18 protein-coding genes are annotated in these 17,751 nt (G+C 69.3%); 2 read left to right on the top strand and 16 right to left on the bottom strand.

All coding sequences use genetic code 11. From position 1 onward, the window contains the following. Window positions 1-27: 27 nt before the first annotated feature. From nrdH to D3226_RS01140, 9 genes are all read right to left on the bottom strand, one after another. A complete protein-coding gene (gene nrdH, locus D3226_RS01180) occupies window positions 28-264 on the bottom strand; it encodes a glutaredoxin-like protein NrdH (RefSeq protein WP_125099374.1) in 237 nt (78 codons plus the stop codon). A gap of 330 nt (window positions 265-594) precedes the next feature. Beyond that, complete coding sequence (locus tag D3226_RS01175) at window positions 595-945, bottom strand: hypothetical protein (protein ID WP_202380606.1); 351 nt, start codon at window positions 943-945, stop codon at window positions 595-597. Window positions 946-987: 42 nt separating this feature from the next. After that, entirely contained in the window at window positions 988-1,446 is a 459-nt protein-coding gene (locus D3226_RS01170; protein ID WP_202380605.1) for a 23S rRNA (pseudouridine(1915)-N(3))-methyltransferase RlmH, read from the bottom strand. A gap of 63 nt (window positions 1,447-1,509) precedes the next feature. Further along, window positions 1,510-2,736: an aminotransferase class I/II-fold pyridoxal phosphate-dependent enzyme gene (locus D3226_RS01165; RefSeq protein WP_202380604.1), complete on the bottom strand. Its 1,227-nt coding sequence runs from the start codon at window positions 2,734-2,736 to the stop codon at window positions 1,510-1,512. 50 nt (window positions 2,737-2,786) lie between these two features. Then, a complete protein-coding gene (locus D3226_RS01160; RefSeq protein ID WP_237462303.1) occupies window positions 2,787-4,664 on the bottom strand; it encodes an ABC transporter ATP-binding protein in 1,878 nt (625 codons plus the stop codon). A gap of 107 nt (window positions 4,665-4,771) precedes the next feature. Continuing rightward, entirely contained in the window at window positions 4,772-6,019 is a 1,248-nt protein-coding gene (locus D3226_RS01155) for a chloride channel protein (RefSeq protein WP_202380603.1), read from the bottom strand. After that, the gene (locus D3226_RS14530; protein WP_202380602.1) at window positions 6,016-6,627 is read right to left on the bottom strand and encodes an ion channel; all 612 of its coding nucleotides are present in this window, start codon (window positions 6,625-6,627) and stop codon (window positions 6,016-6,018) included. The genes D3226_RS01155 and D3226_RS14530 overlap by 4 nt, the downstream gene beginning before the upstream one ends. A gap of 104 nt (window positions 6,628-6,731) precedes the next feature. Further along, entirely contained in the window at window positions 6,732-7,595 is an 864-nt protein-coding gene (locus D3226_RS01145; protein ID WP_202380601.1) for a fumarylacetoacetate hydrolase family protein, read from the bottom strand. Further along, complete coding sequence (locus D3226_RS01140; RefSeq protein WP_202380600.1) at window positions 7,595-8,587, bottom strand: C-terminal binding protein; 993 nt, start codon at window positions 8,585-8,587, stop codon at window positions 7,595-7,597. Before D3226_RS01140 ends, D3226_RS01145 begins: the two co-directional genes overlap by 1 nt. A gap of 77 nt (window positions 8,588-8,664) precedes the next feature. On the opposite strand from D3226_RS01140, the gene D3226_RS01135 reads away from it, so the two are divergent. Further along, complete coding sequence (locus D3226_RS01135; protein ID WP_202380599.1) at window positions 8,665-9,432, top strand: SDR family NAD(P)-dependent oxidoreductase; 768 nt, start codon at window positions 8,665-8,667, stop codon at window positions 9,430-9,432. 65 nt (window positions 9,433-9,497) lie between these two features. Further along, window positions 9,498-9,839, top strand: a complete 342-nt coding sequence (locus tag D3226_RS01130) for a nuclear transport factor 2 family protein (protein WP_202380598.1) — start codon at window positions 9,498-9,500, stop codon at window positions 9,837-9,839. A gap of 69 nt (window positions 9,840-9,908) precedes the next feature. Here D3226_RS01130 and D3226_RS01125 read toward each other — a convergent pair whose 3' ends face one another. The 7 genes from D3226_RS01125 to D3226_RS01095 all read right to left on the bottom strand — a co-directional run bounded on the left by D3226_RS01125 (window position 9,909) and on the right by D3226_RS01095 (window position 17,750). Beyond that, a complete protein-coding gene (locus tag D3226_RS01125; protein ID WP_202380597.1) occupies window positions 9,909-10,730 on the bottom strand; it encodes an SDR family NAD(P)-dependent oxidoreductase in 822 nt (273 codons plus the stop codon). Window positions 10,731-10,794: 64 nt separating this feature from the next. Further along, the gene (locus D3226_RS14970) at window positions 10,795-11,895 is read right to left on the bottom strand and encodes a mandelate racemase/muconate lactonizing enzyme family protein (protein ID WP_337248858.1); all 1,101 of its coding nucleotides are present in this window, start codon (window positions 11,893-11,895) and stop codon (window positions 10,795-10,797) included. Beyond that, complete coding sequence (locus D3226_RS01115; protein ID WP_202380596.1) at window positions 11,892-12,719, bottom strand: SDR family NAD(P)-dependent oxidoreductase; 828 nt, start codon at window positions 12,717-12,719, stop codon at window positions 11,892-11,894. The genes D3226_RS14970 and D3226_RS01115 overlap by 4 nt, the downstream gene beginning before the upstream one ends. A 67-nt stretch (window positions 12,720-12,786) precedes the next feature. Then, entirely contained in the window at window positions 12,787-14,202 is a 1,416-nt protein-coding gene (locus D3226_RS01110) for a hypothetical protein (protein WP_202380595.1), read from the bottom strand. Continuing rightward, window positions 14,199-15,929 carry an ABC transporter ATP-binding protein gene (locus D3226_RS01105; RefSeq protein WP_202380594.1) on the bottom strand — a complete coding sequence of 577 codons (1,731 nt, stop codon included), beginning with the start codon at window positions 15,927-15,929 and terminating at the stop codon, window positions 14,199-14,201. The genes D3226_RS01110 and D3226_RS01105 overlap by 4 nt, the downstream gene beginning before the upstream one ends. After that, a complete protein-coding gene (locus D3226_RS14525; RefSeq protein ID WP_202380593.1) occupies window positions 15,929-16,795 on the bottom strand; it encodes an ABC transporter permease subunit in 867 nt (288 codons plus the stop codon). The genes D3226_RS01105 and D3226_RS14525 overlap by 1 nt, the downstream gene beginning before the upstream one ends. Beyond that, window positions 16,788-17,750 carry an ABC transporter permease subunit gene (locus D3226_RS01095; protein WP_202380592.1) on the bottom strand — a complete coding sequence of 321 codons (963 nt, stop codon included), beginning with the start codon at window positions 17,748-17,750 and terminating at the stop codon, window positions 16,788-16,790. Before D3226_RS01095 ends, D3226_RS14525 begins: the two co-directional genes overlap by 8 nt. Window position 17,751: the final 1 nt, after the last annotated feature.

Here is a 17,751-nt window from a genome sequence, read left to right as displayed (position 1 = left end):
GCCGCGGGCGCTACGCGGGGCTCAGCCTTAGTCGGCGAGGCGGCTTGCGAGCTCCGAAATCTTGTCGGGGCGGAAGCCAGACCAGTGCTCCTCGTCGGTCACCACAACGGGCGCCTGCAGGTACCCGAGCTCCTTCACTGCTTCGAGTGCCGCTTCGTCCTGCGAGAGGTCGAGCACGTTGTACTCAATCCCCTTGCTGTCGAGCGCCCGGTACGTCGCGGTGCACTGCACGCACGACGGCTTGGTGTATACCGTAATGGCCATTTCACGCCCTTCTTCCACAACCGTGAGCCTCACCCCGAGGCACTACATCTAGTGAACCACACCTCGCCCAACCACAACATGATGTAGTTACAGCGATGTAGTTATTCACGAACTTTCCACCGAAATTCTCGCCAGCTTGGGGAGAACTTTCGGCACAGTTCCGCCCCTCTCGCGGGGTTATCCACAGGTCGAGGGGGTGGAAAGAAATTTCCCCACCGCCCCAGCCTCGGCGTGTCGCCTCTTGTGCTGCACACGCGTGCTCGCGGGGCGTGCACAGCCCGCTCATCGCGGGTGCGTACGGCGCCCATCGCCCCGTCTTTTGGGCCTCCATCACAGCGCGATCGGCCACAGCAGCTCCGTCCCATCCGACTGAAACCACCGCAAAACGAGCATGCCGTCAGGAGCCCGCGAGGCGCTCTCCGCGTGCGCACCGCGCAGCGTGACACGCAGCCGCTCCCCCGGATGAACCGTCTGTGGAAGCGAGAGCCCCAGCATCCCCCGGCCCGCGAGGGCGAATCGCACCGAAAGAAGCGGCGCCTCGCCCACATGCGCGACCTCAATTACCCCGGAGGCCGAACGCTCCGTCACCTGCCAGGGCACAGACACCGCCGTGGGAACCTGCTCTGCGCGCGTTCGACCCACCGTGGGCCGGAGCCGTGTGGAGAGCCGGAAGGGGTTCATGCGGCGAGGGTACCGCGCACCTCCGACATGTGCGGGGGCGCCCTACACGTGGTGGTACGCGCGCCCCGCCGAGATCTCCTGCGCCCGGTACAGCTGCTCCGCGAGGATGAGCCGAACAAGCTGGTGCGGGAATACAAGCGCGGACAGACTCCACACGAAGTTGGCGCGCTGCCGCACGGCGTCGGTAACGCCATAGGCGCCGCCGATCACCACGACGATCTGGCGCCCGGCGTCGAGTTCCGCGCGCACGCGCCGCGCAAGCTCGGGCGAATCGACGTTGCGCCCGCGCTCATCGAGCAGCACGAGAAAAGCATCGCGGTCGAGCTTCGCGAGGATTCGCTCGGACTCCTCCGCGCGCGCAGCCTCGCCATCGCGCGCGGAGTGCGGCAGCAACTGCCAGCTCACATCGAACGGCTTCCGCAAGCGCTGCTCGTAGCGGCTGATGCCGTCAGCCACCCAGGCCTCGTGCTTCTTCCCGACGGCCAGAATCTTGATACTCATGTGTCGCTCACTCCCGACGGCTCGGTGTTGCCACGCACGCTCGCGCACGCGCGTTCATTCCGCTCAGTCACGCCGCACTCCGGCGAGGTACTCACCGATGCGACCAATCGCCTCCGTGAGTACGGGCACGCTGGGCAACGTCACGAATCGCAGGTGGTCTGGCGTCGGCAGGTTGAAGCCGCGGCCGTTCGTCACGAGCACGCGCGTCGCGCGCAGCAGCTCGATGACAAACGCCTGGTCATCGTCGATCAGGTAACGCTCGGGATCGAGCCGGGGGAAGAGGTACATTGCGCCGCCGGGCGCCACACACGTGACCCCCGGGATCTCGGTGAGGAGACGGTGCGCGGCGTCCCGCTGCTCGCGCAGCCGTCCGCCGGGCGCGCACAGCTCGGCGATCCCAGACCCGTTTTGTGCGGGATCCAGCGCGACGGGGATCGCATGCTGCGCTGGCGCGTTCGCGCACATCCGCATGTTGGCGAGCAGTGTCAGCCCCTCCAGGAAGTCGCGCGCCCGATCCCGATCACCGCTCGTCACCAGCCAGCCCGCGCGATACCCAGCAACCCGCTGCACCTTCGACAGGCCGCTAAAAGTGAGGCAGAGCGTCTCGGTCACGTGCGCGGCGGCGTGCTCGTGCACCGCACCCTCGAACAGAATTCGGTCGTAGATCTCGTCAGCCATGAGCACGAGCCCGTGCCGTTCTGCGAGCGCCGCGAAGCCGCGCACCAGCTCAGCCGAGTACACCGCACCGGTGGGATTGTTCGGATTGATCAGCACGATCCCCTTGGTCGCCGGCGTGATGAGCGACTCGATCGCGGCGAGGTCGGGCATCCACCCGTTGCTCTCGTCGCACGGGTAGTGCACCGCACGCCCACCGGCGAGGGTCACCTGCGCCGTCCACAGGGGGTAGTCGGGAGCGGGCACGAGAATCTCATCGCCCGTGTCGACGAGCGCCTGCAGCACGAGCGAGATGAGCTCACTCACTCCGTTGCCCAGGAACACATCGTCTGGGCCGATGCCGGCAATTCCAGCCGCGGTGTACGCGGCGGCAACCGCCTCGCGCGCGGGCAGGACGCCGCGAGAATCGGTGTAGCCCTGCGCCACCGGTAGCGCACGCTGCACGGCCTCGACGATCTCGGGCGGCGCATCAAACCCGAATGGCGCCGGGTTGCCGATGTTGAGCTTCAGCACTGCGTGGCCGGCCCGCTCGAGGCGCTCGGCCTCCTGCAGAATCGGACCGCGCACGTCGTAGCGCACACCGGCGAGTTTGCGGGACTGGGTGATCTGGCGCACGGGAAGATCCTACTCTCGCGTTGTTTCTCCGCGGGTGCGCCGCGGCGCCGCTACTGCTGCTGCGAGTAGAGCTCGGCGTACGCGCCCTCCAGGGCGAGCAACTCCTCGTGCGTTCCCGCCTCAAGAATGTGACCGGCGCCCACCACGTAGATGCGGTCGGCGTCGACGACGGTGGAGAGCCGGTGCGCGATCGCGATAGTGGTGCGTCCGCTGCGGGCATCCTCAAGGGCGCGCTGCACCACGCGCTCGTTCACGGTGTCGAGCGCGCTTGTCGCCTCGTCGAGCACGAGCACGCGCGGGTTCTTGAGGAGCACACGCGCAATCGCGATGCGCTGCTTCTCGCCACCGGAGAGCCGGTAGCCGCGCTCGCCCACGATCGTCTCGTAGCCATCGGCGAAGCCCGCAATGGTCTCGTGAATGTTCGCGAGCCCGGCGGCGTGCTCAAGCTCCTCCTGGGTCGCATCAGGCTTGGCGTACTTCAGATTCGCCGCGATCGACGCGTGGAAGAGGTAGGGCTCCTGCGTGACGACGCCGATGCGGTCCATGAGCGACTCCTGGGCGAGCGACTTCACGTCGTCACCGCCGTAGCGCACGGTGCCCGAAGAGGCGTCATACAGGCGCGGGATCAAATTGCCGATCGTGGTCTTCCCCGATCCCGATGCCCCAACGAAGGCGACGAACTCGCCGGGTGCCACCTCGAAGGAGATGCGGTCGAGTGTGGGGCGATCGTCTGGGCCAGCGTCCGGGTAGCGGAACGTGACGTCGGAGAACTCGATGCGGCCGGCGCGGCCGGGCTCGTCGGAGGGCTCCTGGGCATTCGGCGCGTCCACGATGGCGGGATCCAAATCGAGATACTCGAAGATGCGCGCAAACAGCGCGCTCGAGGTCTGCAGATCGAGTGCGATCCGCATGAGCGCCATCATCGGGAACAGCAGGCGCGACTGCACCGTCGTGAACGCGACGATCGTGCCCGCCGTGATGCCCGGGTCGAAGCCCGTGCCCTGCGCTTCAGACATCAGCCAGCCCGAGACGAGATAGACAATCGCGGGCACTGCCGAGAGGAACACCTGCACGAGCGCGAAGAAGACCTGACCACTCATCGTCTGCTGTACCTGCAGCGCGATCTGGTTGCGGTTCTCGTCGGCGTAGCGTTCGGTCTCGGCCTTCTGCCGCGAGTAGGTCTTCGCGAGCAGCACACCCGAGACCGACAGCGCCTCCTGCGTAATCGCGGTCATTTCCGAAAGCGATTCCTGGGTGCGGCCCGCGATGCGTGCGCGCACCTGCCCCACGCGGCGCTGCGCGAACACGAGCACGGGCATGAGGAGCAGCGCGACGATCGTGAGCTGCCAGCTGAGCAGGATCATGGCGACCGCAGCGGCGACGACCGTCACGGTGTTGCCGATGATGTTCGACACCGTGTTGGTGAGCACGTTCGCGACGCCGCCGACATCGTTCTGCAACCGCGACTGGATCACGCCGGTCTTCGTGCGTGTGAAGAACCCCAGTTCCATGCGCTGCAGGTGGGAGAACAGCTTCACCCGGAGGTCGCCCATCACGCGGTTGCCCACGCGTGCGGTGAAGTAGGTCTGGATGATGCCAAGGCCCGAGGAGATCACAAACACGACGATCATCGCGATGACGAGCCAGGTGAGCACCGGCATGTTCGGGCCGGATCCGTCCACCGGGAACAGCCCGTCGTCGAACACGCGCTGCGTGATGAGGGGCGGCAGAATCGCGAGCGCCGCCGACACGATCACCAGCGCGATGATGACCGCGAGCGGGCCGCGGTAGGGCTGGAACAGCTCCGCAATGCGTCGCCCAAGATTCGCGACCTTCGGAGCCTGACTGTTCAGCTCACGCTGCCGCTCCATGTCGCCGCCGGAAACGCGGGAGCCACGGCCACCGCCGCCGCCCATGCCACCACCCATGCTCATGTTCGGAGCATAGCGGCGATGCGGCGCTGGGCACAGTATTCGGTGTGCCCATTGCGATACTCGGCGCACAGGAAGCATCTCCTGTACGCCGCGCCAGGGAGTTAGTCGGCACCAGCCGGCACCGCGGCGGGCGCTACGCCCTGCTCCGGGAAGCAGAGCCGATTCACGAGGATGCCGCACCCGATCCCGGCGAGGAGCGGCAGTGCGGCAGCGCCGTCCACCACGAGGATGAGCAGCAGGAATGCCGCAAGCGGGCGACGCCAGCCCACCGTCACCGTTGCCGCCATCGCGATCATGACGGCCGCGGCCGGGTCGAGTGCCGGGAGCAGCGCGGCGCTCGCAGCTCCCGCGGCGGCTCCGATGAAGATGAGCGGGAAGATCTCGCCGCCGCGCCAGCCCGCAGCGAGGCAGAGCACCAGCGCGATCAGCTTCGCCCCGGCGAGCACCCAGAGCTGCCACCACTCGCCGTCGGCGTGCAGCGCGTTCACCTCACCCAGTTCGTGGTGACCCGAGAACCGCACGAGCGGCAAGGCCGCCGCAAGCGCAGCAAACACCGCAGTGCCCACCGCGGTGGCGATCCAGGGCCGGGGTGCCGCCTTCGCGATCCGTTCCGCGGCGGGGAGCAACAGCCGGAAGGCCACGCCGAGCACCAGCCCCGCGACGGCGGGGACCACGAGCAACCAGGCCATCCCTGCGCTCGCCTCCGGCAGTGGCACGGCGGTGACCCCTTCGCCTCCGAACACGGTGCGGGCAACGAAGAGGAACACGAAGAACCCCGATACCGCGGCGATCAGCGACGCGAAGCGGCTCGGCGTGAGGCGATCGCCGTCGATCGCAGCCGCGGCGGGCGGGGAGGCGTAGATGCCGCCCAGCGTGCCCGCGGCCCCCGCCTCGGAGATTGCGCGCGCCTCGGCCTCGTCGCGTGCGATGAGGCGCGACACGATGGCCGAGCACTGCGCCACGACGGCGAGCAGCCCGGCCTCGGGCCCGACTGCCCCGCCAAACGCGACCGCGACGATTGCGCTGAGCGCCGTGACCGTGATGGTGCGTCGCGACCGCTGCCAGGGCTGCTCGGTGTCGCGCAGCAGTTCGTCCATCGACTCGGTCGGGGCGATGCGCGCGAGCAGGATCAGTAGGGCACCGCCCGCCGCGATCGTCAGCGCAATGCGCGCCGGGCCGACCGCCACGTCACCCCAGATGAGGTGCTGCAGCGCCTGCATGGCCTGAAAGGTGAGGATCGCGATAAGTCCCGCGAAACCGCCCATCAGGATCGCGGTGGCGAGTGGCTTGACGTTTGCGACGAAGCGGGCGCCGCGCGAGGGGGGCCCGGGGAGGTCGGCGGCGTTCACTCGGCTTGCGCCCTTTCGTGCTCGGGGCCCTCAGGCTTCTGCCTTTCCGGCGCTGTCTCCGGCGGGTTCACGTGCCCCTGGTCAGCTGCCGCACCCTGCACACGCCCGAGAGTGCGCTGGGCGATCCGCGAGAGCTCTGCGCCAAACAGGCCAAGGAAAACGAGGTCGAACACGAGGATGAGCGACACCAGGGCGCGGGCGAACTGGCCAACCGCGTGAATATCACCGTAGCCGGTGGTCGTCATCGTGGTGAGCGTGAAGTAGAGCGCATCGATACGGGTCTCGATGCCTGAGAACTGACCCGGCATCTCCCGCGCCACCGTGAAGATGCCGAGCGCACACGCGACCGCCACCACGAGAAGAAGTGCGAGCAGCCTGAAGAGGTTCGAACCACGCATGAACATACGCACGAGCACTGCCGCGAGGAGCAGCGAGGACCCGACCGCGAGAGTAATGAGCCACCACGCCGTCCCGTCTTGGGCGGAGAGCGGCACCGTCGCGAAGAAGATGAGCAGCGCGAAGACGATGCCCATGGTCGCCATGGCATCGCGCCCCACGCGGCCTGCGGGGCGCGTGGGATCTTGCGGGTTGGCGCGCGGTCTACTCACCCGACCAGTTTCTCACGCGCGCGCAGCAGGTAACCGGCGGGCCCGCACGCGACTCAGGAGGTGTGAGCGTGTGGCGCGGACCCGCCGGTCGATCGTACAGGCGGCTAAGCGCCAGGGAGCACGGCGGGGCGCACGCGTTGCGTCTGCTCGCCGAGCCCCTCGATCCACATCGTCATCTCGTCGCCGTCAGCGAGGTAGGGGAAGTTCCCCGAGAGGGCCACACCCTTCGGCGTTCCCGTATTCACAATGTCGCCCGGCTCAAGCACCAGGTACTGGCTCAGGTGGTACACGATCTCGTCGACGGGGAAGATCATGTCGGCGGTCGTGGAGTCCTGTCGCGTCTCGCCGTTGACGCGCGAGCCGAGGCGGAGGTTCTGGTAGTCGAGCTCATCGGCGGGCACGAGCACGGGCCCGAGCGGGTTGAAGGTCTCGGAGCACTTTCCCTTCGACCACTGGCCGCCCGAGTGCTCGAGCTGGAAGTCGCGCTCGGACACATCGTTCGAGATCGTGAAGCCGGCGATGTGTGCGCGAGCCTCAGCGGGGCTCGACAGGTAGCGTGCGCGGCGCCCGATCACGATGGCAAGCTCCACCTCCCAGTCCACGGTCTGTGCGGTGGGCGGCAGGAACACCTCGTCGAACGGGCCGACCACGGTGTTCGGGGTCTTCATGAACACCACGGGATTCTCGGGGGGCAGCGAACCCGACTCGGCGGCGTGCGCGGCGTAGTTCATGCCGATGCACACCACCGCCGACGGGCGCGCGATCGGGGCGCCCACGCGGAGCGATGCCGAGTCGGCGAGTTCGCTCAGCTCGCCCGCGGCGAGTGCCGCGCGAGCGCGCTCGATGCCACCGGTCTCGAAGAATGCACCGTCGATGTCTGCGGTGAGGGGGCGGAGGTCGAACACGCGCTCGCCGTCTCGCAGTACGGGCACCTCGTGGCCGGGCTGGCCGAGTCGCATGAGTTCCATCAGGCACCTACCTCTTCACGGCGCGTCAGCGCCTCCGGGTTGAGAATCGCGGGCACGGGGCGGCCTGCGAGGAATTCGACAACGTTCTGTGCGGCGTGCACCGGGAGGTCGGCGAGGGCCTCCGGCGAGTACCACGCCGCGTGCGGCGTGAGCAGCACGCGCTCGTTCGCGCGGAGGCGGCTGTCGGCCGGGAGCGGCTCTGCGGCGAACACATCGAGCGCGGCACCGCCGAGGTGGCCCGACTCGATCGCGTCGGCAAGCGCGTCTTCGTCGATGAGCGGCCCGCGGCACGTGTTCACGACCACCGCGCCCTGGCGCATGCGCGCGATGCTCTGCGCGTTGAGCATGTGTCGGGTCTCGTCGGTGAGCGGCGCGTGCAGCGTCACGATGTCTGCGCCCGAGAGCGCCTCATCGAGCGTTGCGGGGACCACGCCCGCCGCGCGGGCGGCATCTGCGTCGAGGAACGGGTCGGAGACGAGCACGCGGAAACCCATCGCGATGAGCGAGGACGCGACCATGCGCCCGATGCGGCCGTAGCCAATCACGCCAACGGTGCTCGCGGAGGGACGGATCGACATGGGCTGCGCGTCGACGGCGGCCCAGCGCCCCGCGCGGACGGCGGCGTCGTAGCCTGCGAGACCGCGCGCCTGCGCGAGGATCATCGCGAGCGTGTGGGTCGCCACCTCTTCCACGCAGTACGTGGGGGTGTTCGCGACGGCGATGCCGCGTTCCGTTGCCGCGGCGAGGTCGACCATATCCACGCCGATGCCGAGTCGGCTGATGATGCGGAGGTTCGGCATACCGTCCATCACCTCGGCTGTGATCGGCGCCCACTGCACGACCAGCGCGGTCGCATCCTTGCCCGCAGCGATGAGCTGTTCGGGATCGCGGGTCTGGGCGGCCTGGGCGGTGAGGCCGGCCGCGGCCAGCGTGTCCCTGGCGGCGGTGCCGGGGAGATCGCTGTCCGTAAGGAGTACGAGATCAGAGTTCATGAATCGAATGCTATAGCATCTAGCAAACTACCGCCACCCCGATGCGGAGGGGCGAGAAATGCTATAGCGTCTTGAGTATGACTCTCCGATACGCACTCATCACCGGGGCGAGCTCGGGCATCGGCACCGCCGCCGCACTCGCTCTCGCCGCCGACGGAAACGCCGTCTGGCTCACGTACACGGGCGGCGAGGCGGCAGCCCGTGAGGCCGCCGACGCATGCATCGCAGCCGGCGCACCCGAGGCCCACGTGTCGCGCCTGGACCTGCGCGATCCCGCATCGATCGAGGCCCTCGTCGCCGAGATCGAGGCCCGCTGGGGCAAGCTCCACGTGCTCATCAATAACGGCGGAGTGTGCCCCTACCGCGCCTTCGACGACATCACGATCGATGAGTGGGACGCCGTCATGGAGACCAACGGTCGCGGCACCTTCCTCCTCACTCGCGCAGCCCTTCCCCTGTTGCGCGCGGCAGCGGGCACCCCCGAGGCGCCGATTGACCGCTCGGTGGTCAACCTCTCCTCGATTGCGGGCCAGCAGGGCGCGCTCAAGACCGGCATGCACTACGCCGCGAGCAAGGGCGCCATCCTTGCGCTGACCCGATCCTTCGCGCGCGGCCTCGCCGCCGAGGGTATTCGCGTCAACGCGGTCACCCCGGGCCCCGTGGTCTCCGCAATCACCGACCACCTCCAGGGCCCAGCGCGCGACGCACTCACCTCCTCAATCCCCCTCGGCGACTTTGGGCAGCCGGACGACGTGGCATGGATCATCGCCGCGCTCGCCTCGCCGAAGGCCGCGTTCACCACGGGCGCCACCTACGACGTCAACGGCGGCGTTCGAATCGATTGATTGGGATCCGGGAGCCCACTCCCGGCCACCCGTCTCCCCCACTTCCCGATTGCGAAGGAGCACTCATGCCCGTTCCCAGCCAGACCGCGCTCGCCACGGTCACCGCCCAGGTTGACGCGTTCAACGACCACGACCTCGACACGTTCGTCGGCACCTACGCGAAGGACGCGGTGATCACCGGGGTCGGCCCCGAGCCGATCGTCGGCCGCGACGCGATCCGCGCGTTCTATGCGCCTCGCCTCGAGAACCCCGAGCTCAGCTGCGTCATCGACACGACGGTGCTCTTCGGTGAGCGCTGGGTGGTGGCTCAGGAGCGCGTCATCAACGCGGGTGTCGCGACCGAGACGATCGCCACGTTCGACGTCGTGGACGGCCTGATCTCGCGCGCGTCCATGCTCAAGGCATAGCGCTTCACACACGCGAACGCCCTCCGATCCTGAGCGGGATCGGAGGGCGTTCGTGTGTGTGGAATCGCGCTACGGGGTGAGCCCGTACGCCTCGAGCAGTGCCGCATCGGTCTGCGGTCGCCCAAAAGACGCCGTCCACGCGCCGTCGACGGCGATCGACTGGCCGCTCAGGTAGGGCGCCTCATCGCCGAGCAGGAACGCGGTCACCGCGGCGACCTCTTCGGCGCGCGCAATGCGGCGCATGGGCGGCCCCTCGGCCAGCCCCCGCTCCTCCGCCTCGGGGTCCGCGGCGCGTGCGATCTGTGCCTCGAGGTGGGGCGTGCGCACGCCACCCGGGGCAACCGTGTTGGCCCGGATCCCGAGCGGCCCGTAGCTCACGGCGATGCTGCGACTCAGCGCGTCGATGCCGCCCTTCGTGAACTCGTAGGCCGCGTGGTCGGCAAACGCCGAGCGGCCGTGCACGGAGCCGATGTTGACGATCGAGCCGCCCGAACGCTGCGCGGTGAACGCCTCGACGGCGGCTGTGGCGCCCCACAGGTAGCCGAGCCCGTTGATGTCGATCACCTCGCGCACGGTGGCCTCGTCGAGGTGGTGCAGCGGCGTGGTCTTCGTAATCCCGGCGTTGTTCACCCAGCCGCCCAACGGCGCGAGTTCGCGTGCGCGCGCCGCCGCGGCCTCGTGCGCACTGCGCTCGCGCGAGTCACCGAGCACCACGTCCGCGCAGATGCCCGCCTCGAGGGTGCCGGATCCGGGGCTGCGCTCGAGACCGACCACCAGCCAGCCTTCGGCCGTCAGTCGCTCAGCGATCGCGCGGCCGATGCCCTTGCCGCTGCCGGTCACGACGGCGCTGCGCGGCTCAGTGCTGCGCGGTGCGGGGAGGGTGGGGGTCATGCGAAGCTCCTCGGTGAGGTCTGCGGGTGGGTGGGTGGGGTGGGTGCGGCGCCTGCGGCCGAGCCTACGCCCCGAAGGCGAAGTGCTCGGGGCGCAGCGCGAAGCCCAGCCCGGGTGACGCGGGCGGTGTTGCACGCCCCTGGGCGAACGTCGGGCCGCCCGTGGTGAGCAGCGCTGACGGATCGTACGGGTTGCCCTCCGGGCGACGGTTGAAGGTCTCGACGCCGGCACCCAAGTGCACACTGATCTCGGGGTACACGTGGCAGGAGACCGGAACGCCGCGCTCGGCACACCAGTCGCGCAGCTCGCGCGCTGGGGTGAGGCCCCCGACCGCCACCACGTCGATGCGCAGCACGTCGACCGCGCCGCCAGTGACGAGCGCGCGGAGCACCTCCGGGTCGGTCACCTCGTCTCCCACGGACACCGTGAGCCCGGTCTCGCGGCGAATACGCGCGCAGCCCGCAACGTCTTCGGGCAGCAGCGGGTCCTCGAGCCAGGCCAGCTCAATGTCACCCCAGGCACGGACCTCGGCGAGCGCCGACTCCGCGTCGCGCCAGCCGAAGCCGATGTCGACCACGAGGCCGCAGCTCGCGGGGAGTTCACGGTTGAGCGTGCGAACCAGCTCGCCCATGTAGGCCGGGTCGGCGGCGCGCGAGATCTTCACGAGCGGCCAGCCCTCGGCAGCCTGCGACACGACCTCCTCGACCACCTCGGCGATAGGCCGCTCGGGGGTGGGGTAGGCGGCCACGAGCATGGTGTCGCGGGGCGCCGCATCCGCGCCGAGCAGCTCGCGCACGGGCAGGCCGCGGCGCTGCGCGGCGACATCCCAGAGCGCAACATCGACGAGGCCGATCGCCCGGCGCACGAGGCCCACGCGCCCCACGATTGCGGAGCCGCGCAGCATGCGATCCCACACCGCTTCGGGATCCGAGCTGTCGGAACCGAGCGCGTGCGGCGCGACGAGGCGATCCACAATCTCGGTCATGGGTGCCTCGCGACTCAGGCAGTACGCGGAGCCGACGAGGCCATCACCGGTTTCGAGGCGCACCCCCGCGTACTCGCGACGCGTCACCGTCATCGCCCCGAGGTGGAGCGGGGCGGGGAGCGGCAGCACCGCGTTGGCGGTGCGCACCGCGGTCACGTGGCGTGCAGGCGTCTCGCTCACGGCGTCGGCTTCTTTGCGAGGGGCACGCCGTAGTCGATCATGAAGCCGCCGTCGACGTACAGCGTCTGGCCGTTCATGTACGAGGCCTGCTCGGACACGAGGAAGCTCACGGCGTTCGCGATTTCGCTCGCCTGCGCGAGGCGCTTCGCGGGAATGCGGCTGAGGATCGTGTCGAGGCTCAGGGTGCCCGCCTCGACTCCCTGACGGAAGACGCCGGTGTCGACGTAGCCCGGGGCCACCGCGTTCACGCGCACGCCGCGCGCCGCCCACTCGGCTCCCGCCGTGGAGGTGAGGCCGATCACCGCGGCCTTCGTGGTCGAGTAGGGGGCACGGCCAGCCGAGCCGCGTGCCGACACGGAGGAGATGTTGACGATCCGGCCGCCGGTCTCCTGGCCGAGCATCTGTCGTCCCGCGGCCTGCAGTGCATTGAAGACGCCGTGCAGGTTGACGTTCACCACGGCCTCCCACTCGCCCCAGCTGAGATCCTCGATGCCGCGATGGCGCTGGATCCCCGCGTTGTTCACGAGCACATCGATGCCCCCGAACTCGGCCGCGATCTCGCCGAAAACGCGCGCGACGGCGGCGTGATCGGTGACGTTCAGCTCGCGCCACAGCGTCGGGGCGGTCGGTGCAGCATCGCCCTCGGGCAGCGGCTCCGCCGTGAGGCCGGGCACCATGTCGCAGGCGATCACCGTGTAGCCGTCGGCGACCAGACGACGCCCGATCTCCCAGCCGATCCCGCCGGAGCCACCGGTGACGATGGCAACGGGCGCGCGGCCCGCCGGGGCGGTGTGGAGTGCGGGGGAAGCGGACGGCTGCGTCATGATGCCCTTTCGAGGTGGTGGTGCGGTGATGCGAACAACGGTGGTGCGAGAACGTGGAGCGGGGCGGCTAGCGCCCGGGCTGGCCGAGCAGATCGGCCACGAGCGCGGCGGCGTGCTCCTCGAGCCGGTCGAGGGAGCCGGCGCGCAGCGGTGTCTGCCACGCCTGGTAGGCGCCGCGATCGTACGCGTCCTGCGTGGGCAGGTAGACGAAGCCGGGGCCGTTCGTGAGGTTCGCGACGAGGATCGGGGTGTCCGGGAAGCGGGCGCGGAGTGTGGTCTGCAGGCGCGAGTATGCCTCGCCGGGGTGCGCGACGAACACGGCGTCGCCGAGCCGCCAGGCCCACACGGGGTGCTGCACGGTGGAGCCGGTGATGTATCCGTCGCGCAGGTTGCGTGCCCGGCCGAGCCGTTCTTCGCGGCTGCGGGGGTCGATGTCGGCCCAGCTCTCGGCGAGTTCGTCGAGGCTGGGCAGGTCGACGAGCTCAAGCTCGGCCGCGGCCGTCACGCCGGTGATCTCCTCGCCGCCCGTCGCGGGCGCGGGCGCCCACACGGCGAGCGGTGCACCCGACTCGACGATGCCGCCGAGCTCGAGCTCGGCGCCGGGAACGGGGAGCGAGTCGAGCGCGGCGAGCACCGCGTGGCCGAGCGATCGCCCGTGGCGGTCGGCAACATCCAGGTCGCCCGTGTACTGCTCGCGGGGGGCGAGCTCACCCGAGGCGCCCTGCAGGAAGAGCACGGGAGCACCGGTCGCCTCCGCAACGAGGGCGCGCATGCCGCCAACGTAGTCGGGCGAGACGAGCCGGTTCTGCCACGAGAGGGTGGTGGGATGGCACGCGTAGTTCACGATCGTGCCGAGCACGTCGCCGCTCGCCGCGGTGATCCGGCCAATAAGCACGGTGTCGTCCGCGGTCTCCTCGGGGTTGTAGCCGACGAGTGCGCGGCCGTCGACGTCGAGCTCGCGGTTCGCGGCGAGCCCGCAGCGTCCCGTCGCCCACTCAATTCGGCCGGGGGCGGCATTCGCGATGGCCTCGCGTGCCGCCGCGATTGCGGCACCGGCGAGCGCCTCGAGGTAGCCCGGGATCAGCTCGCCGCCGTCGAGGTGCGCGTCTGCCGCGCAGAGCACGGGGCCGGCGTGCGTGTGTGAGAGCGAGAGCGTGAGCGCGTCGGCGGGGAGGCCGAGCTCGGCGAGCACGCGTCCGCGCACGCCCCACTCGTCGGCCACTCGGCGCCACCAGGTGCCGTCCGCGGTGATGAGCACGCGCGGCGCGGCGGCGCCCGCACTCGGCACGATCGCCAGTGCCGTGAGCGTCATCTCGCGGTGGGCGCCCTCGGCGCGCTCCCAGTCAGCGGGGCCCCAGTTCTTCGCCCGAATGCCGGTGGGCGGCGTGATGTCGCGCGTCGCGATGCCGAGGCCCGCGCTGGTGCGCGGCACCCGCAGGCGATCCCCCAGCTGGGTGTGGCGCTCGTGCGTGGACTCACTCATGCTGCCGCCTCCGTCTGCAGTGCCGCCGCGAGCCTCGCGGCTTCCTTCCGCCGTTCACGCTCGACCGTGGGGTCGGCGACGGGGATCGCCGCCATCAGCGAGCGTGTGTAGGCGTGCTGCGGATTCGCGAACAGCTCATCGCGGCTCGCCTGCTCAACAATCGTGCCACGGCGCATCACGGCGACCGTGCTCGACATGTAGCGGATCACGGCGAGGTCGTGGCTAATAAAGAGGTACGTGAGCCCCAACCGGGCCTGCAGATCCCGGAGCAGGTTGAGCACCTGCGCCTGGATCGACACGTCAAGCGCAGACACCGACTCGTCGAGCACCATGAACTCGGGGTCGAGCACCAGCGAGCGGGCAATCGCCACGCGCTGGCACTGGCCGCCCGACATCGTGCCGGGCAGGCGGTCGTTGAACCCCTGGCCGAGGCCCACGAGCTCAAGCGTCTCGGCGACCTTCTCGCGGCGCTCCTGCGGCGAGCCGATGCCGTGCGCTTCGAGCGGCGAGGCAACGATCTGCGCCACTGTCTGGCGGCGGTTGAGCGCCGAGAACGGATCCTGGAACACCATCTGCATGTCGCGCCGGGCCGTGCGCAGTTCCTTGCCGCGGAGGGCATGCACGTCGCGGCCGCCGATCGTTACGGTGCCCGAGTCGACATCCTGTAGCGCGAGCACCGCGCGCGACACCGTCGACTTGCCACTCCCCGACTCACCGACGAGGCCGAAGGTCTCGCCGCGACGAATATCGAATGAGACGTCGTTGATGGCGGTGACTGACTCGCCGCCGCCCAGGTGGAACGTCTTCTTCAGGTTCCGCACGCTGACGAGCACCTCGCCGCGGCCCGCGACCTCAGCCTGCGCCGCGAGCTGCCGGGGTGCAACGCCCTCGGCCGCAAGAATGTCGGCGCTCGTGGGAATCGGCCTGTTCACGTCGACGGTGAGGTCGACGACCGCGCCGAGCAGCGAGCGCGAGTAGTCGTGCTGCGGGTTCGCGTAGAGCTCGGGCGCGGGCGCCGACTCGATGATCCGCCCGTGTCGCATGACGTGGATCTGCTCGCAGAAGCCCGCGGCAACACCCAGGTCGTGCGTGATGAGGATCACGGCGGTGCCGTGCTCCTCGGCGAGCTTGTCGAGCAGGTCGATGATGCGCGCCTGCGTGGTCACGTCGAGCGCCGTCGTCGGCTCATCGGCGATGAGCACCTCCGGGTTGCCCGACATCGCCATCGCGATCATCACGCGCTGGCGCATGCCGCCCGAGAACTCGTGCGGGTACTGGCTCATGCGCTGCTCAGGGAACGGCACGCCCACCTCGGTGAGCAGCTCGATGCCGCGCGCGTGCGCCGCACGCTTGCTTACCGGGCTGTGCAAGCGGATCGCCTCGATCAGCTGTGCGCCGATGGTCATCACCGGGTTGAGCGAGCTCATCGGGTCCTGGTAGACCATCGCGACCCGGCCGCCGCGCAGCTTCTCCATCTGGCGCTGGCTGAGCCCCGTGAGCTCGGTGTCACCCAATCGGATGCTGCCGCCCAGCTGGGCGCCGTCGGTGAGGCGCATGATGGAGAGGGCGGTGAGCGACTTGCCGGATCCCGACTCGCCCACGATCCCAATCTTCTCGCCGCGGCGCAGCTGGAAGCTGATGCCCTTGACGGGCTGCGCCTCGCCGTAGCTCACCGTGAGGTCAGTGACCTCGAGAACGGGGGCGTCGGGGGATGCTGCGTTCGTCATCACTTCCGTCCCTTCGATTGCGCGGTCTCACCCAGCTGGTCCGCCAGCAGGTTGAGCATCCAGATAGTGATGAAGATGAACAGGGCGGGGAAGAGCACGTAGCCGGTCGACTGGTACATCTTCTGATACCCCTGCTGCACGAGCGTGCCCCAGGTGGCCTCGGGCGGCTGGATCCCCAGTCCGACGAAGCTCATCGACGCCTCGAGGAGGAGCGCGTTGGCCGCGTTGATCGCAGCCTGCACCGTGATCGGTCCCGCCACATTCGGCAGCACCTCGCGAGTGAGGAGGCGCCCCTTCGACGCACCATACGAGACGGCGGCGGTGAAATAGTCGGCCTGAATCTCGCCCAGTACCGAGGAGCGCACGAGGCGGGCCGTGGTGGGAGTGAGCAGCACGCCGATAATCAGGGCGAGCTTCACCGGGGTCGCGCCGAACGCCGAAATGAACACGAGGGCGAAGAGCATCTGCGGGATCGCCATGACCGTGTCGGCGAGGCGCATGAGCACCTCGTCGAGCCAGCCGCGCAGGAAGGCGGCGGCCATGCCCCAGATCGTGCCGATGACCATGGCCACCCCGGTGGCGCCGAGCACGATGAAGAGGGTCAGCTGTCCGCCGTGCAACACACGGCTGAGCAGGTCGCGGCCCAGCTCGTCGGTGCCGAACCAGTGCGCCGCGCTCATGCCGGCGAAGCGGTCGGACGACTGCGCAGTCGGGTCGTACGGGGCGACGAGCGGTGCGGCGATGCACGCGAGGGCGATCACGCCGAGCACGCCGACGGCCACCCACGTCTGCCACGGCGTGCGGCGCAGCGCACCGCCCCGGCGCATGATGGGCAGGAGGAGCTTCTGGGTGGTGAGATTAGCCACGGTTCTTCCCCACTCGCAGGCGCGGATCCAGGACCCCGTACAGGAGGTCAACGATCAGCGAGGTCAAGATAAACATTGCGCTGATGAGGAGCACGACCGACTGCAGCACGGCGTAGTCGCGCTTGAACACGGAGTCGATGGCCAGCGAGCCGAGCCCGGGGATGCCGAACACGTACTCGATGATCACCACGCCGCCGAGCGTGTAGCCGACGATCAGGCCGAGCATGGTGAGCCCCGGGATGAGCGCGTTGCGGAGCGCGTGCCCCACGACGACGCCCGCCCGGTCCACGCCCTTGCCGCGCGCGGTGCGAATGAAGGGCGCGGCAAGCGTTTCGATCATCGAGGCGCGGAGGAAGCGGATGAGCAGCGGCGCGGAGGCGAGCGCGAGCGTCACCGAGGGGAGGATCATCCCCACGATGTTGAGCGCCGGGTCCTCCGAGAAGGGCACGTAGCCGCGCGCCGGCAGCCAGCGCAGCGTCACCGCGAACACGACGATGAGCACGATGCCGATCAAGAACTGCGGCAGCGCCATTCCGGCTGTTGAGATTGCGGTGAGCACGCGGTCGAGCCAGCCGAGCGGCTTGAGGGACGCAAACACTGCGGTGGGCACGGCGATCACGAGCGCGAGGAGCACCGCGATCACGGTGAGCTCGAGCGTGGCGGGAAGCCGCTGTGCGATGAGCTCGTTCACGGAGAACTGGTTGAAGTAGGACTGACCGAAGTCGCCGCGGAACATGCCGCCCACCCAGTTCAGGTACTGCTGCCAGATCGGGGCGTCGAGCCCCGCTTCGGCGCGAAGCCGCTCGATCATCTCCGCGTCGACTCCGGGGGTGGAGCCGAGGCGGGTGATCACCGGGTCGCCCGGCAGCAGCCGGAGGACGATGAAGACGAGGAGCGAGGTGGCGATCAGCATCACGATGCTGATCGCCACCCGCCGAAGGATGAATCTGGTCACG

It is taken from the genome of Leucobacter chromiireducens subsp. chromiireducens (assembly GCF_016758255.1).
Classification (GTDB): Bacteria; Actinomycetota; Actinomycetes; order Actinomycetales; family Microbacteriaceae; genus Leucobacter; species Leucobacter chromiireducens.
The sequence above is the reverse complement of the archived record's forward strand: the minus strand, read 5'-3'. Positions and strand labels throughout refer to the sequence as shown.